General features: G+C 65.8%; 15 protein-coding genes. 9 read left to right on the plus strand and 6 right to left on the minus strand.

From position 1 onward, the window contains the following. Nucleotide 1: 1 nt before the first annotated feature. Together AC1ROT_RS13470 and AC1ROT_RS13475 are read left to right on the plus strand one after the other, a co-directional pair. A complete protein-coding gene (locus AC1ROT_RS13470) occupies nt 2-1,972 on the plus strand; it encodes a polysaccharide biosynthesis protein (RefSeq protein WP_492999575.1) in 1,971 nt (656 codons plus the stop codon). 14 nt (nt 1,973-1,986) lie between these two features. Further along, a complete protein-coding gene (locus AC1ROT_RS13475; protein ID WP_492999577.1) occupies nt 1,987-2,283 on the plus strand; it encodes a hypothetical protein in 297 nt (98 codons plus the stop codon). 127 nt (nt 2,284-2,410) lie between these two features. Here AC1ROT_RS13475 and AC1ROT_RS13480 read toward each other — a convergent pair whose 3' ends face one another. From AC1ROT_RS13480 to AC1ROT_RS13495, 4 genes are all read right to left on the minus strand, one after another. Further along, entirely contained in the window at nt 2,411-3,388 is a 978-nt protein-coding gene (locus AC1ROT_RS13480; protein WP_492972175.1) for an HpcH/HpaI aldolase/citrate lyase family protein, read from the minus strand. 328 nt (nt 3,389-3,716) lie between these two features. Then, on the minus strand, nt 3,717-4,628 hold the full coding sequence (locus AC1ROT_RS13485; protein WP_492999579.1) for a site-specific tyrosine recombinase XerD: 912 nt from the start codon (nt 4,626-4,628) through the stop codon (nt 3,717-3,719). An 8-nt stretch (nt 4,629-4,636) separates the two neighbouring features. Continuing rightward, nucleotides 4,637-6,541 (minus strand): hypothetical protein, encoded by a 1,905-nt coding sequence (locus AC1ROT_RS13490; protein WP_492999581.1) that lies wholly within the window; start codon nt 6,539-6,541, stop codon nt 4,637-4,639. Between the two features lie 3 nt (nt 6,542-6,544). Further along, nucleotides 6,545-6,685 (minus strand): hypothetical protein, encoded by a 141-nt coding sequence (locus tag AC1ROT_RS13495; RefSeq protein ID WP_492999583.1) that lies wholly within the window; start codon nt 6,683-6,685, stop codon nt 6,545-6,547. A 247-nt stretch (nt 6,686-6,932) separates the two neighbouring features. Between AC1ROT_RS13495 and AC1ROT_RS13500 the strand changes: the two genes are divergently transcribed. From AC1ROT_RS13500 to AC1ROT_RS13510, 3 genes are read left to right on the plus strand one after another with little or no spacing between them, the layout of a single operon-like run. Further along, entirely contained in the window at nt 6,933-7,556 is a 624-nt protein-coding gene (locus AC1ROT_RS13500; RefSeq protein WP_493001161.1) for a shikimate kinase, read from the plus strand. A 4-nt stretch (nt 7,557-7,560) separates the two neighbouring features. Continuing rightward, nucleotides 7,561-8,694 (plus strand): 3-dehydroquinate synthase, encoded by a 1,134-nt coding sequence (gene aroB, locus AC1ROT_RS13505; RefSeq protein ID WP_492999585.1) that lies wholly within the window; start codon nt 7,561-7,563, stop codon nt 8,692-8,694. Nucleotides 8,695-8,697: 3 nt separating this feature from the next. Continuing rightward, nucleotides 8,698-9,588: an AEC family transporter gene (locus AC1ROT_RS13510; RefSeq protein WP_492999587.1), complete on the plus strand. Its 891-nt coding sequence runs from the start codon at nt 8,698-8,700 to the stop codon at nt 9,586-9,588. Here the strand turns inward: AC1ROT_RS13510 and AC1ROT_RS13515 are convergent. Both AC1ROT_RS13515 and AC1ROT_RS13520 read right to left on the minus strand, forming a co-directional pair. Then, entirely contained in the window at nt 9,542-9,910 is a 369-nt protein-coding gene (locus AC1ROT_RS13515) for a ribbon-helix-helix domain-containing protein (RefSeq protein WP_492999589.1), read from the minus strand. The genes AC1ROT_RS13510 and AC1ROT_RS13515 overlap by 47 nt on opposite strands. 90 nt (nt 9,911-10,000) lie before the next feature. Then, nucleotides 10,001-10,300 carry a BolA family protein gene (locus AC1ROT_RS13520; protein WP_492999591.1) on the minus strand — a complete coding sequence of 100 codons (300 nt, stop codon included), beginning with the start codon at nt 10,298-10,300 and terminating at the stop codon, nt 10,001-10,003. A 103-nt stretch (nt 10,301-10,403) separates the two neighbouring features. Between AC1ROT_RS13520 and AC1ROT_RS13525 the strand changes: the two genes are divergently transcribed. The 4 genes from AC1ROT_RS13525 (at nt 10,404) to AC1ROT_RS13540 (ending at nt 15,768) form a co-directional block, all read left to right on the plus strand. Next, on the plus strand, nt 10,404-11,018 hold the full coding sequence (locus tag AC1ROT_RS13525; protein ID WP_492972167.1) for a J domain-containing protein: 615 nt from the start codon (nt 10,404-10,406) through the stop codon (nt 11,016-11,018). Between the two features lie 88 nt (nt 11,019-11,106). Continuing rightward, nucleotides 11,107-12,108 (plus strand): cobaltochelatase subunit CobS, encoded by a 1,002-nt coding sequence (cobS, locus tag AC1ROT_RS13530; protein WP_492999593.1) that lies wholly within the window; start codon nt 11,107-11,109, stop codon nt 12,106-12,108. A gap of 16 nt (nt 12,109-12,124) precedes the next feature. Further along, nucleotides 12,125-14,011, plus strand: a complete 1,887-nt coding sequence (gene cobT / locus AC1ROT_RS13535; RefSeq protein ID WP_492999595.1) for a cobaltochelatase subunit CobT — start codon at nt 12,125-12,127, stop codon at nt 14,009-14,011. A 101-nt stretch (nt 14,012-14,112) separates the two neighbouring features. Continuing rightward, nucleotides 14,113-15,768, plus strand: coding sequence for a vWA domain-containing protein (locus AC1ROT_RS13540; protein ID WP_492999598.1), 1,656 nt, complete (start codon nt 14,113-14,115; stop codon nt 15,766-15,768). The last annotated feature ends 1 nt before the right edge of the window (nt 15,769 follow it).

Genomic DNA, 15,769 nt, shown 5'->3' on the forward strand with positions numbered 1-15,769 from the left:
CATGGCCAGTCCCGCCAAATCCCCGCGCCTGCTCCGGCTCAACCACCGCGTCCTGCTGGTGGCACTGCATGATATCGTCATGGCGGCACTGTCCTTCCTGCTGGCGCTCTGGCTGCGCTTCAGTATCGTGGACCATCGCTGGTCGCTGGAAGACTGGCTGGTCGATACCGTCGGTTTCGCCGCCGTCGCCGGGGTCGTCTTCCTGTTCGCGGGGCTCTATCGTGGCATCTGGCATTTCGCCTCGATGCGCGATGTCATCGCCATTCTGCGCGGATCGGCGCTGTCGATCCTGATCTTCCTCGCCATCCTGTTCCTGTTCACCCGCCTGGAAGACTATCCGCGCAGCGCCTCGGTGCTGCAGTTCTTCATCCTGGTCGCGCTGCTGACCGGGCCGCGCATGCTCTATCGCAGCTGGAAGGACGGCAGCCTGGTTGCTGCCCTGCAATGGGGCGACGACAAGCGCGTGCCGGTGCTGCTGCTTGGCTCCGGCGCCGCTGCCGATGCCTTCATCCGCGAGATGCAGCGCGGCAGCCAGACGCCCTATCGCGTTGTCGGCATCCTTGACGATTCCGCCGGCCGCCATGGCCGCGATCTGCGCGGCATCCGTGTGCTCGGCCGCATCGACGACCTCGCCACTATTGTCGCGCAGATGCGCCCCATGGACCGGCCGCACCGCATCATCATCGCCGACGATCGCTTCGACGGTCGCGTCATCGGCGCGCTGGTCGATGCCGCCGGCCATCTCGGCATCACGGTGGCGCGCCTGCCGCGGCTGACTGAATTCCGCAAAGAGAGCGACGGCGCCTCGCAGGTGCGGCCCATCGATGTGGAAGACCTGCTCGGCCGGCCGCAACGCGTGCTCGACCGCGCCGCCGTCATCCGGCTGGTTGGTGGCAAGCGCGTGCTGGTCACCGGCGCCGGGGGCACCATCGGCTCGGAACTGGTGCGCCAGGTGGCAGCGCTGGAGCCGGCGCTGATCGTGCTGTTCGAACAGAGCGAACATGCGCTCTACCAGATCGACATGGAGCTGGCCGAACGCTTCCCCGGTGTGGCGCGGCTGCCGGTGCTCGGCGATGTGCGCAGCGCCGATGCGGTCGAGCGGGTCTTCGCCGCCCATCGCCCCGAAATCGTGCTGCATGCCGCGGCCTACAAGCATGTGCCGCTGGTGGAGGCCAATATCGGCGAGGGCATCCTCACCAATGTGCAGGGCACCGCGGTGGTGGCGCAGGCCAGCCGGCGCCATGGCGTCGGCGTCATGGTGATGATCTCCACCGACAAGGCGGTCAACCCCACCAATGTGATGGGCGCCAGCAAGCGCGTGGCCGAGATGGTCTGCCAGAGTCTGGATCTGGAACGTGCCAGCAGCAATGCCGCCACGCAGTTTGTCACTGTGCGGTTCGGCAATGTGCTGGGCTCGTCCGGGTCGGTGGTGCCGCTGTTCCAGCGCCAGCTCGGCATGGGTGGGCCGCTGACGGTGACGCATCCCGATGTCACGCGCTTCTTCATGACCACGCGCGAGGCGGTCGAACTGATCCTGCAGGCCGCCGCCATGTCGGGTGACACCGTGCAGGCGGCGGGCAAGATTTTCGTGCTCGACATGGGCGAGCCGGTGCGCATCCGCGACCTGGCGCAGCAGATGATCCGCCTCGCCGGGCTGCGCCCCGACAAGGATGTAAAGATCGTCTATACCGGCCTGCGCCCGGGCGAGAAGCTGTATGAGGAAGTGCTGCACAGCGACGAGGCCACGATGCCCACGCCGCAGGATGGCATCATGCTGGCGGCGCCGCGCATCGTCGACCGCGCCGAACTGGATCGCGCCATTGCGGTGGCGGCCCAGGCCGCGCGCGAACAGGACACGGCCGCGCTGCTGCAGCTGATGAAGACGCTCGTGCCGGAATTCGAACACGCGCCCAATGGGCAGGCCGCTGCCGCGCCTGCCGCCGGCAGCAAGACGCCGGTCTCGGCGGCGTAAGCGGGTTACATGGGATGGCTGGTTTTCCGCATTCCCTGAACGGCAATGCCCGTTTTTGGTATGTTAAGCTGACGCCGGAACAGCGCTCCCGCGAGTATGGGCATAACATCGTCGAAGGCGGCAAGCTTCGGCCCCTTCCCTTGCCACAGTTTCTCAGTATCGAACATGCTGGCGCGGAAGTGATTACCTGGCATTGGAATGATGCCGGCGAACCGCAGTCTCACGACCATGCAGACTCGCTGGAAGATGCGTTCGAATCTGCTGCTATTATGTTCGGTATATCGAAAACCGATTGGCGAGTGAGTCAATAAGCCGCAGCCCCGAATTTATTACTGCTTGTCATGCCCGGACTTGATCCGGGCATCCCATTCCGATGTTGCAAGAAATTGGGACCCGCGGGTCAAGCCCGCGGGTGACGATCTTAGTTGCGGCGATGGCTCACCCCCGCGCGATCAGTTCGGCCTGTTTGACGATGCCTTCGGCCTGGCGGATGGAGGCGATGTCGATCAGCTTGCCGTCCAGCGCCACCGCGCCCTGGCCGGCGGCCTGCGCCGCCGCCATCGCTTCCAGGATGCGCTTGGCCTTGGTCACTTCCGCTTCCGGCGGCGTATAGACCTCGTTGGCCACCGTGATCTGCGCCGGATGGATCGCCCATTTTCCTTCGCAACCGAGAATCGCGGCGCGGTTGGCCTGGGCCCGGTAGCCATCGGCATCGGAGAAATCGCCGAACGGGCCATCGATGGGGCGCAACCCGTTGGCACGCGCCGCCACCACCATGCGCGAGATGGCGTAATGCCACATGTCGCCCCAGAAATAATCGCGCGGCTTGTCGCCATCCTTGTCGGTCAGCACGCCGTAGAGCGCGTTCGGCCCGCCGATGGAGGTCGTGCGGGCCCGGGTCGAGGCGGCATAATCTGCAACACCAAAATGCAGGCTTTCCATGCGCGGCGAGGCCGCCGCGATCTCGTGGATATTCTGCATGCCCAGGGCCGTCTCGATGATCGCCTCGATGCCGATGCGCTTCTTGAAGCCTTTCGCCGTCTCGATCTGGGTCAGCAGCATGTCGACGGCATAGATATCGGCCGCCGTGCCCACCTTCGGCACCATCACGAGGTCGACCTTGTCGCCGGCGCCCTCGATCACCTCGACGACGTCGCGATACATGTAATGGGTGTCGAGCCCGTTGATGCGCACCGACATCACCTTGCGGCCCCAGTCGATGTCATGCAGGGCGGCCACGATATTCTTGCGCGCCTGCGGCTTGTCGTCGGGCGCCACCGCGTCTTCGAGATCAAGGAAAATCACATCGGCGGCGCTTTTCGCGGCCTTTTCGAACAGCTTCACGCTGCTGCCGGGCACCGCCAGCTCGCAGCGGTTCAGCCGGGCCGGGGCGGGGGTGATGGTTTTGAAGCTCATGGCAGTAACGCTCCCTGTTTTTATCTATGCTGCATCTGCTAACTGGCCCGGAGGGGTGTTGGCAAGCCTGACGTTACGCGAGGGCGCTTGACCGTCCGGCTTTCTGATGTACCATGTATGTTCTCATTTCTGCATCGCTGCTGCTGGACATCGTAAAGACGGGACACAAGAGCGGGCCAGACTTGGTCCTGCACGGGACTCCATCGGCCCCGACTGGCTCGCAATAGGACGCAATTGGCCCTGAATGGGCTCCAATCGGTCTCCGATTGGCGCCGAATGGGCCTGAATTGGTCGCCCGGCGGACAGGATTATCGCAGAAAACCGGGACTCAGCCCTTGGCGAGCGGGTGATGGCCGCGCACCAGCGCCTGTTTCCGCGCTTCCAGCACATGGGTGTAGATCTGGGTTGTACTGATATCGGCATGGCCCAGCATCTTCTGCACCGCGCGCAGGTCGGCGCCATGGGCCAGCAGGTGGCTGGCGAAGGCATGGCGCAGCACATGCGGCGACACTTTCGACGGCATCAGTCCGGCGGCCACCGCCAGCTCCTTCAGCAACTGGCCGAAACGCTGCCGGGTCAGATGGCCGCTTTCGCCGCGTGAGGGAAACAGCCAGGGCGAGGTTTTCGCGTCCATGAACTGGCCGCGCCAGCCGGCATAGGCCGCGATGGCCTGACGCGCCGGGTCGCTCAAGGGCACCAGCCGCTCCTTGTTGCCCTTGCCGCGGATGACCAGAAACCGGTCGTCGTCGCCGAATGGCGGCCAGCGCAGGCCGACCAGCTCGCTGACGCGTAAGCCCGTGGCGTAGAGGATTTCCAGCAGGGCGGTCAGCCGCGCGCTCTCGGCCGGATCGTCGCGCAAACTGCGCGCCTCGTCGAGCAGCGTATCGACCTCGGTTTCGCTGAGCAGCTTCGGCAGGGGCCGCGCGCGTTTCGGCGCATCCAGCAGCGAGGCCGGATCGTCGCTGCGGATATTTTCCTGCACCAGGAATTTGAAGAACTGCCGCAGGGCCGAGAGCCGGCGCGAGGCGGTGGCGGGCTTCAGTCCGGCATCGTGCAGACCCTGGACATAGGCGCGTAAAGAATCGACACCGATCTTTTCCGGCGTCTCGTTGCGCGCCGCGATGAAGCCGCTGAATTCGGCCAGGTCGGTCTGGTAGGCGATCAGCGAATTCTTCGCCAGGCCGCGCTCGGCGCTCAGCATCTCCAGGAAATTGTCGATATGGCGGCTGGCTCTCGCCATGCGTTCGATCAGAAGCCGCGCAGCAGCGCAGCTTCAAGGGCAATTTGCTTTGCTTCCGCCGAGAGGCCGACGCTGCGCAGGGCTTCCAGCGCGGTGGCCAGGCTCTGGCCATCGGCCTCCAGGCTGCCCTGGCCGCCGAGCATGGCCAGCGCCAGCGCCACGGTCTCGGCTTTCGCCTTGGCGGTGGCGGCCCGCTGCAGGTTGCGCCACAACGCCACCGGCGGGGCTTTCGCATTCGCCGCCGCGGCGGCATTGAGCAGGCTGTCCCAGCGTTCGGCCGGTACCGTCAGGCCGGCGGCCTCGGCCAGGGTCAGCAGCAGGGCGGCGCGCGCGGTGCGCTCGGGCGGCGGCAGGCTGTCCTGCGCGGCCAGCCAGGCTTCGTAACGGCTGTCGCGCCAGTCGCCGTCTTCGCCGGCGATCAGCAACAGCGGCCAGGCAGTGGCGGCGATATCGCCGGCATTGTCGCGCTCGGGCGGCAGCGCCATCAGCGTGTTGCGCCACAGGCGTGCGAGACCGGTATCGCCGGCGGCCAGCGCCATGCGGATCACGGCGGGGGCGGCGGCGATGCTGCCTTCGTTGGGCACCAGGTTGGCCAGCAGCGGCTTGTAGACGCTGGCGGTGGCGAGTTGCAGGTTGCGCGCGACCGCCAGGTCCCAGGCGCGGCGGATCAGTTCGGCGCGGGTCTTCGGCTCGGTGGTGGCGCGGGTCTGCTGATACAGCATCGCGGCGGCTCGCACGCTCCTGTCCTTGCCGGTGGCGATGGCGGCGGTGAGCGTCGCGCGCTGGGCCTCGGCAATCTCGACCGCGGCATAGGCTTCGGCCAGCACCTCGGGCGGCAATGCGCCAAAGGCCACCGCGCGTTCCGCCGCCATCAGGCGGGTATCCGCATCGGCCTTGTCATAGGCGGCGATGGCGATCAGCGCGGCGGGCGATGCCACATCGAGCGTATCTTTCGGCAGCGGCCGGCCAGTGGCGCGCAGCATGGCGAAATGCAGCGGCGAAACCGTGCCGCCGAAGCTGTCGAATTTGGCCCGCGCATCGCCACGCAGGATATTGGCCAGCGTGCCAAAGACCGGATCGCTGTCGGTGCCGCTGTCGCGCCACAGGCTGAGCGCCAGGTCGCCGGCGGCGATATCCTTGGCGCTGTAGCGGCAGAAGACGGTGGCCTTCTGCCACAGCGGCGCCGGATCGTCGCGCAGGCCGCTGGCGGCCAGCTCGCAGGCGCGCGGCATGTCGTTCTTCAGCAGCGCCAGATTGAACGGCAGCTCGCGGAACACCGCTTCCTTCGGGGCCGAGACGGCAGAGGGTGTCAGGCGTTCGGCATCGCTGATGAAGCCGAGCTTCATCAACTGCGCCACGCGCAGGCCGAGCAGCGTCGGCGTGGTGTCGTTGCCCGGCGGCACTTCGGCGATGCTGAGTAGCAGGCGGCGCTGCAGGTTGCGCAGGGCGGGCGCGGCCACCGGGGCCGGCAACACGCCGAGCGCCTGCATGGCCTGGCCGCGGCTGCTGCCCTGCCACATGGCGCTGCCCAGCCCGCCGTTGCCCTCGTCGAGCAGTCCGGCCGAGGACGGGTCGGGCGCCTTCAGCGGCTGGATGACGAAGTCAGGCGTTTTGCCGGCCGGCGCTTCGGCGGCGGCCGGTGTCTCGGGGGCCGGCGGCGGCGCCAGCTGTTGGGTTTCCACCATGCCGGCAGGCGGGCGCAGAATCTGCGGCTGCGACGGGGCGCTGAGCGGCGGGCTGCCCATGGGCGGGGTATTGCCCTGGGTCTGGACCTGGTTTGAGGGGTCGGATGGCTGGCTGCCGGCGGGGGCGGCCTGCTGCTCCGGCGGGATCAGGCGAATCGGCTGGGCCAGGGCGGTCTGGCCGGCCAGCAGGGCGACGCCAAGAACACTGGCCGACGCCAGACGACGCATGGGTTATTTCCCGAGGCGGTCGGCGGGGATGACCTTTTCGACCTTGCCGCGCGGGGCCGGAATGTCCCAACTGGCCAGGAAGGCGATGCTGCCGCCGATCAGGACGACCAGGGTGGCACCGAGGATTAGCGACATACGGGCCATGCGGCTTGCGCTCCGGCTTGGGCGGCGCGGCTGCGGCCCGGACACCCCGGGGCAGCGGCGCGCGCTGGAATTGTGAACCGATTGCTCTATTGTATCGGCGCGGCCCGGCGCAGGCAATCGGCGGGGCGTAAGGCATTGGTTTCAGGCCCGGCCCAGCGCCGGCAGACTTACGAGAATGGGCGTGAGCATTACCGAGATCGTCTCCGCCGTTGCCGCTCCCTCCGACCACTCCCGCTCCGCCCCAGGGATGGCTCCCGGGACAGCGGCTGCCGGCTCCCTAACACCTGGCCCGGACGGCCGGCTGCGCAGCATCGTGCTGGTCGGCCTGATGGGCGCGGGCAAGAGTTCGGTCGGCCGCCGGCTCGCCAGCCGGCTCGGCTTCGCCTTCCTCGATGCCGATACCGAAATCGAAAAGGCCGCCGGCGCGAGCATCCCGGAAATCTTCGCCAGCCATGGCGAGGCCGCCTTCCGCGATGGCGAGCGCAAGGTGATCGCCCGCCTGCTGGAGCAGCCGCATCTGGTGCTGGCCACCGGCGGCGGCGCCTATATGAATGTCGAGACGCGCGAGCGCATCCGCAGCAAAGGAATCTCGGTCTGGCTCAAGGCCGAGCTGGATATCCTGGTCAAGCGCTGTGCGCGGCGCAGCAACCGCCCGCTGCTGGCCAATGGCGACCTGCGTAGCACGCTGTCGCGGCTGATGACCGACCGTTATCCGTTCTACGCCGAGGCCGACATCACGGTGGAGAGCGTGGACGGTCCCCATGACGGCGTGGTCGATCAGATCCTGCAGGCGCTGCCCGATGCCTATCACGATTATGCCAGACAGCATGCCAGGACCGGCCATGGCCATCCTGCGCATGTGAACGAGTAAAGCGATGAGCGAACAGATTGTGCGTGTGGCTCTTGGCGACCGCGCCTATGACATCCAGGTCGGCGCCGGCCTGCTGGAGCGCGCCGGCGACCACATCGCGCCGCTGCTGCGCCGGCCGTTCGCCGTCATCGTCACCGACGAGACGGTCGCCAAGCATCACCTCGATACGCTGCGGCGCGCGCTGGCGCTGAAGAATATCGGCTGCGAAACGGTGATCCTGCCGCCGGGCGAGAAGCAGAAATCCTATGCCGGTTTCGAGCATCTGTGCGAATCGCTGCTGGCGCTCAAGGTCGAGCGCCGCGATTACCTGATCGCGCTCGGCGGCGGCGTGATCGGCGATCTGGTCGGCTTCGCGGCTTCCGTGCTCCGGCGCGGCATGGATTTCATCCAGGTGCCAACCTCGCTGCTGGCGCAGGTCGACTCATCTGTCGGCGGCAAGACCGCGATCAACAGTCGCCAGGGCAAGAACCTGATCGGCGCGTTTCATCAGCCCAAGCTCGTGCTGGCCGATGTGGCGCTGCTGGATACGCTGTCGCCGCGCGAGCTGCGGGCCGGCTATGCCGAGGTGGTGAAATACGGCCTGCTCGGCGATGCGGATTTCTATGCCTGGCTGGAACAGAACGGCGCGAAGCTGCTGGCCGGCGACATGGCCCTGCGCACCGAAGCGGTGGCGCGCTGCTGCGCGCACAAGGCGCGCATTGTGGCGGCCGACGAGCGCGAGGAAGGCGAACGCGCGCTGCTCAATCTCGGCCATACTTTCGGCCATGCGCTGGAAGCCGAGACCGGCTATTCGCAGCGCCTGCTGCATGGCGAGGGCGTGGCGGTGGGGATGACGCTGGCCTTGCGTTTGTCGGCTGTCTTGGGTCTGTGCGATGCCGGCCTGGCGCCGCGCGTGGAAGCGCATCTAGCCGAAAGCGGCCTGCCGGCGCGGCTTGCCGATGTGGATGGCGCCGCGCAGTTCAAGGCCGCCGTTCTGCTCGACCATATGAAGCAGGACAAGAAGGTGCGCGACGGCAATCTGGTGTTCATCCTGGCCGAAGCCATCGGCCGTGCCGTGCAGAAGAACGATGTCGCGCCGCAGGCTGTGCTGGCGCTGCTGGCCGAACAGCTGGATGGCGCCACCGGCCGCGCGGCCTGATCCATGTCGCTTGCCTTATTCGCTGAAGTCTTTTCGGTCATCGCGCCGCTGCTGATGCTGGTCGGCTTCGGCTGGTTCTGGGCCCGGCGCGGCCGGCCGTTCCAGGTCGACAATATCAGCCTGCTGGTCACCAATTTCGGCACGCCCTGCCTGGTGATTCACTCGCTGCTGAATGCCGAGGTGGATCGCGCCATGATCGGCACCATGGCCATGGCCACCTTCATTGCGATGGCGGCCTTCATGGCGATGAATGCGGCAGTGCTGTCGGCGTTGCGCCTGCCGATCCGCAGCTACGTATCGTCGCTGACCTTTCCCAATGCCGGCAATGCCGGCCTGTCGCTCAGCCTCTTCGCCTATGGCCAGCCTGGACTGGCGCTGGGCATCGTGTTCTTCGCGGTCAGTTCGCTGGGCAATTTCACGCTGGGACAATCGATCCTGGCAGGACGCGGCAATCTCAAGGAAGTCTTCCGCTCGCCGATGATCTACGCCGTGCTGATCGGCGTGATCGGCAATCTGCTGCAGGTGCATCCGCCGGGCTGGGTGATGCGCAGCCTGCACGTGGCCGGCGGTATCGCCATTCCGCTGATGCTGCTGACGCTCGGCGTGTCGCTGGCGACGCTGAAGGTCAACGACCTCAGGCGCGGCCTGCTGCTCTCGGCCATCCGTCTGCTGGCGGGCCTGGGCGCGGGATTTGGGTTGAGCTGGGTGCTGGGCCTGGAAGGGGCGGCGCGTGGCGTATTCATCATCCAGTGCGCCATGCCGGTGGCAGTGGTGAATTACATTTTCGCGGTGCGCTACAATCGCGACCCGCAGACGGTCGCCAGCCTAGTGGTGATTTCCACCCTGCTCAGTTTCGCGACTCTTCCTGTTTTGCTGGCGCTGGTCCTGGGCTGAGGCCGATATTGAGCAGCGCCTCGCGGCCGGCCGCCGTCAGCCCCGGCACGGTGATCCCGGACCGCGACACGAAATAAGCCAGAATGGCGCTGCGCACCCGCGAGGTCAGGGTCTTTTCCCGCCGCAGCGGGTCGCGGTCGACCTGGGCTGCAAACATGTGACGATCAACATTCTCGGTCTGGCAAATCGCATCCAGCGCCGCCCATTCCAGCCGCTCCAGCCGGATGCTCGTTCGCCCGCGCCCCAGCCGCAGATTGCGGGTAATGAGGCTCGAACCCGTATGGGCTGGCGTGGCGTGCTGCGGTTGGCGTGTCGTTGGCATATCGCAACCTATAATGGATGCGTGCCGATTTCTCAAATGAAAAGGTTGTATTATTCTAAGACTTTGGGTTGATGAGGTTGCAGCTCCGAATCAACTCATTGCACCCGTTGAGTCTTTCAGCTCTTCCGGTGCCTTGGCGGTGATTGCCAGGGCATGCAGGCCATTGGCCATTTCGGCATCCAAAAGCTGGTAAATCAGCCTTTGTCGCTGCACCCGGTTCAACCCGCTGAACCGTTCGGCCACAACCAGCAACCGGAAATGGGTTTCGCCCGCTCCCAGCCCCTTCATGGCGGCATGGCCGGCATGCATGGCGGATTCATCCACCAGCTCCAGCCGGACCGGTTGCAGGGCCTGTGTCAGTTTGGCGCGGATGCTGGCGGCGATCGACATGATAAAAATCCTGTAGCGTCAAGAAAATGCAGCTTTTGCGACAGGGTAGGGCAGCGGCTATTGCCTTGCCAGTGCCCACCCTTCGACCCATAATTTACCACTCATGTCGCGCGCCCGGACTGCCCAGCAGAAACTGTTCATCGAAGCCGAGGCCGAAACGGCATTCGGCCGGCGCCGTCTGCGTCGCTGCGACCATCCCGGCTGCCCCGAGGAGGGCCGGTTTCCGGCTCCGAAAACCCGGGAACGGCTGGATGGGCGCTGGCATTTCTGCCTCGACCATGTGCGCCAGTACAATGCCGGCTGGAATTTCTTCCAGGGCATGACCGATGCCGATATCGAGCGCTATCAGCGCCAGGACGTGCTGGGGCACCGGCCGACCTGGAAGCTGGGCACCAAGCCGCAGGGCGACGAACCCCAGGTCTGGGTCAAGGACGATCTGGGGATTCTGGCCGAGGTGGGCATCAAGCTGGGCGCCGAGCGGCGCAAAACCCGGGCCGAACTGCAGCTGGAGCCGCGGGAACGCGATGCCCTGATCGCCCTGGGCTTCGACATCACCAAATTGACGCTCCCCTTGCGGAAAGCCGATATCAAGGCGCAGTACAAACGGATGGTGAAACGCTATCACCCGGATGCCAATGGCGGTGACAAGTCGGCCGAAGAAAGGCTGAAAACCATCACCCAAGCCTATGCCTTCCTGCAATCGCGCGGCTATACTTGATCCCTGATCTCCCCTTCTAGCTGCGCCACGGATCGCCCGCCGATCCCGCCCGCGGCGACTTGAGCCCAAGAAAGATTTGAGAGTGACGATGACGGCCCTCCAGACCAAGCCTGTTTCCCAGCCGGCCAGCGAACTGCCGGATATCACGATTTCCGTGCGCGACGTGTTCGGTATCGACAGCGACATGAAGGTGCCGGCTTTCAGTCAGGCCAGCGAGCATGTGCCGGATCTGGATTCGACCTATCGCTTCGACCGCGAGACCACGCTCGCCATTCTGGCCGGCTTTGCCTACAACCGCCGCGTCATGGTCCAGGGCTATCACGGCACCGGCAAGTCGACCCATATCGAGCAGGTCGCCGCCCGCCTGAACTGGCCCTGCGTGCGCGTCAACCTCGACAGCCATATCAGCCGTATCGACCTCGTCGGCAAGGACGCCATCGTGCTGCGCGACGGCAAGCAGGTCACCGAATTCCGCGAAGGCATCCTGCCCTGGGCCCTGCAGTCGCCGGTGGCGCTGGTCTTCGACGAATACGATGCCGGCCGCCCGGACGTGATGTTCGTGATCCAGCGTGTGCTGGAAGTCGAAGGCAAGCTGACGCTGCTCGACCAGAATCGCGTGATCCGCCCGCACAAGGCCTTCCGCCTCTTCTCGACGGCGAACACCGTCGGCCTCGGCGACACCACCGGCCTCTATCATGGCACCCAGCAGATCAACCAGGGCCAGATGGATCGCTGGAGCATCGTCTGCACGCTCAACTACCTGCCGGCCGATGACGAGACCGCCATCGTGCTGGCCAAGTCGCCCACCTATATCGGCGACAAGGGCAAGAAAGACATCCAGAACATGGTCGCGGTGGCCGAACTGACCCGCGCCGGCTTCATCAATGGCGACATCTCCACCGTGATGAGCCCGCGCACCGTGATCACCTGGGCCGAGAATGCGCGCATCTTCGGCAGCATCGGCTTCGCCTTCCGTCTCACCTTCCTCAACAAGTGCGACGAGCTGGAGCGCCCGCTGGTGGCCGAATACTACCAGCGCTGCTTCGGCGAGGAACTGCCGGAGACGGCGGGCAAGGCCGACCTCACCTAAAGGGTCGCGCCAGGCCATGGCCAGCAAGCCGGAAAGTCCGATCGAGCCATTCAAGCGCGCACTGATCGCAGCGACGCGGGCGATTTCGCACGACCGCGACCTGCAGGTCAGCTTCGGGCCGGAAACCCCAGGCCTGCGGGGCAAGCGTGCACGCCTGCCGGTGCCGGGCCGCGATCTGCCGGCGGCCGAGGTCGCGCAGATCCGCGGCATGGCCGATGCCATGGCGCTGAAGCTGCGCCATCACGACGACAGCCTGCATTCCAAGCTGCTGCCCCAGGGTGGCACGGCGCGCGCGGTGTTCGATGCCATCGAGCAGGCCCGTGTGGAAGCCATCGGCGCCACCCGCATGGCCGGCGTGGCGCAGAACCTGAATGCGGCGCTGGAAGACCGCTGCCGCTCGAAGGGCTATGCCAAGGTCAAGGACCGCTCCGAGGCGCCACTGGCCGATGTGCTCGGGCTGCTCGCTCGCGAGCGCCTGACCGGAGAACCGGTGCCCAAGCAGGCGCAGAAGATGGTGGCGCTGTGGCGCGACTGGGTCGAGGAAAAAGCCGGTGCCGATCTGGACGGCATGGTGGCCAACCTGAATGACCAGCGCGCCTTCGGCAAAGTCACCCGCAAGCTGATCAAGGACCTCGAACTTGTCGACGACGAAAGCGGCGACATGGACGACGAGGATGAGGGCGAGGACCAGGACAGCCAGGGCCAGCAGCCCCAGAGCGAGTCCGACGGCTCCGACTCCGAGCAGGGCGAAGCGGCCAGCAGCGGCATGGAGCAGGCGGAAGCCTCCGATGCCTCGGGCGGCGAGTCGGTCGAGATGGAAGCCGAAGCCGGCATGGAAGAGCAGGTTGCCGGTTCGGGCGAGGAGGCCGGCAAGGGTCGTCGTCCGCCGATGTCCGACATGATGGGCCATAACCGCGAGCCGACCTACAAGGCCTTCACCAGGCAGTTCGACGAAGTGGTGGGCGCCGACGATCTGTGCGACACCGAAGAGCTGGCGCGGCTGCGGCACCATCTCGACCAGCAGCTCAGTAATCTGCAGTCGGTGGTGGGCAAGCTAGCCAACCGCCTGCAGCGCCGTCTGATGGCCAAGCAGTCGCGCTCGTGGCATTTCGATCTCGAGGAAGGCATGCTGGATGCGGCCCGGCTCGCCCGCGTGGTCGCCAATCCCACCCTGCCATTATCTTACAAGCAGGAAAGCGATACCGATTTCCGCGATACCGTCGTCACCCTGCTGATCGACAATTCCGGGTCCATGCGCGGCCGCCCGATCACCGTGGCGGCGATGTGCGCCGATATCCTGGCACGCACGCTGGAGCGCTGTGCCGTGAAGGTCGAGATCCTCGGCTTCACCACGCGCGCCTGGAAGGGCGGGCAGAGCCGTGAAAGATGGCTGTCGGACAACAAGCCGGCCCAGCCGGGCCGCCTGAACGATTTGCGCCATATCGTCTACAAGGGCGCCGACGCGCCCTGGCGTCGTGCGCGCCGCAATCTTGGCCTGATGCTGCGCGAAGGACTGCTGAAAGAGAATATCGATGGCGAGGCGCTGCTCTGGGCGCATGATCGCCTGCTGGCGCGCACCGAACAGCGCCGCATCCTGATGGTGATCTCGGATGGCGCGCCGGTTGACGATTCGACCCTGTCGGTCAATCCGGGCAATTATCTCGATCGCCATCTGCGCGAGACCATCGACTGGATCGAGCGCCGTTCGCCGGTGGAGCTGACCGCCATCGGCATCGGCCACGATGTGACGCGCTATTACAAGCGGGCGGTCACCATCGTGGATGCCGAACAGCTGGGCGGCGTGATGATGGAAAAGCTCGCCGAACTGTTCGACGAGACCGGCGAGGCGCCGGGGCGCAAAGGCGCGGCGCAGCCGCAGCGCAAGAAGGGCCGCGCGGCCTGATCCTTTATTTAGCGGCCTGAAAGCCGCCCGGATTGCGTCATGTTTCAGCCGTAATCGGCTCCCAATGCTTTGTGCAGGCAAGCATTGGGAGGGGTTCCATCATGTCTAAGCTGCACTACGGCGCCGCATTGGCGCTGCTGATCTCGTTCGGCCTCGCGGCCTGCGAAACCGCACCGGTTGCGACAACAACGACGTCCAGCGCCGGTGCCGCACACGCACCAGTCGCCCGCCGGATCGAAATGAATGTTGCGGGTGGCTATTCGGCCGCTGCACCTGCCGCCGCGCCCATGCAGGCCGGCTATGTGATTCTGCAGGAACAGGCGAGAGATCGCTTCGCCCATGCGCCGGCCAATCCGGTCAGGGCGGTGGCTAGCGAGCCGGTCTCGACCTTCAGTGCCGATGTCGATACCGCCTCCTACGCCGTCGTACGGCGCTTCCTGCGCGCCGGCCAGCGCCCGCCGCAGCAGGCGGTGCGCATCGAGGAAATGATCAACTATTTCGATTACGGCTATACCCGGCCGGCCAGTGCCGACAGGCCCTTTTCCATCGATGCGGCGGTGATGCCTGCACCCTGGCGCAAGGATGCCAGCCTGTTGCGTGTGGCGCTGCAAGGTTTTGACTTACCCCAGGCCCAGCGAGCGCGTGCCAATATCGTGCTGCTAATCGACGTGTCGGGCTCGATGGACTCGCAGGACCGCCTGCCGTTGGCGAAGTCGGCGATCCGCCTGCTGGTGCGGCAGCTGCAGCCCGAGGATACGGTGGCCATCGTCACCTATGCCGGCACCACCGGCGTGGCGCTGCCGCCGACGCCAGCCAGCAATGCTGCGGCCATCCTGTCGGTTGTCGATGCCCTGAAAGCTTCAGGCGGCACTGCTGGCGGCGCGGGTCTGCAACTGGCCTACCAGGAGGCCGAGATGAATTTCCAGGCCAAGGCGATCAATCGCGTCATGCTGATGACCGATGGCGATTTCAATCTCGGCATCACGGATCCGGCCAAGCTGAAGGACTTTATCGCCGAGAAACGCAAGACCGGCGTTTACCTGTCGGTCTTCGGCTTTGGCACCGGCAATCTCAATGATGGTCTGATGCAGATGCTGGCACAGTCCGGCAATGGCATCGCGGCCTATATAGACAGCCTGACCGAGGCCCGCCGCACTCTGATCGACGAACTGGCGGGATCGCTGTTCCCGATTGCCGATGACGTGAAAATCCAGGTCGAGTTCAATCCGGCCCGGGTGGCTGAATATCGCCTGATCGGCTACGAGACACGCAGTCTGCGGCGCGAGGATTTCAAAAACGATGCAGTTGACGCCGGCGAGGTGGGCAGCGGTCATCGCGTAACGGCGCTGTATGAGATCGTGGCGCCCGACAGCGCCGCCAGGCTGATTGACCCGTTGCGTTACGGCACGGCAGCGACGCCGGCCGCCGCGAAAAGCGACGAGATTGCCCATATCCGCGTCCGCTACAAGCGTCCGAGCCAGGCGCAGAGCGAGGAAATGGTGCGGGCGGTGACCGCGGACGACGTGTTCAGCAGCGTGGCGCGCGCGCCAGCGGATCTGCGCTTTGTCGCCGCTGTTGCCGGCTTCGGCCAGTTGCTGCGCAACGAACCCTATACCAGCGGCTTCAACTATGCCGATGTGGCGTCGCTGGCCGATGCGGCGCGCGGCATGGATGCCGGCGGGTATCGGGCTGAATTCGTGCAGCTGGTCCGGGATGCCGGCGCGCTTGCGCCGGTGGCGCAGCAGTCGCGGCAGTAAG

The sequence above is a fragment of the Ferrovibrio sp. GW821-FHT12E11 genome (genome assembly GCF_058806975.1).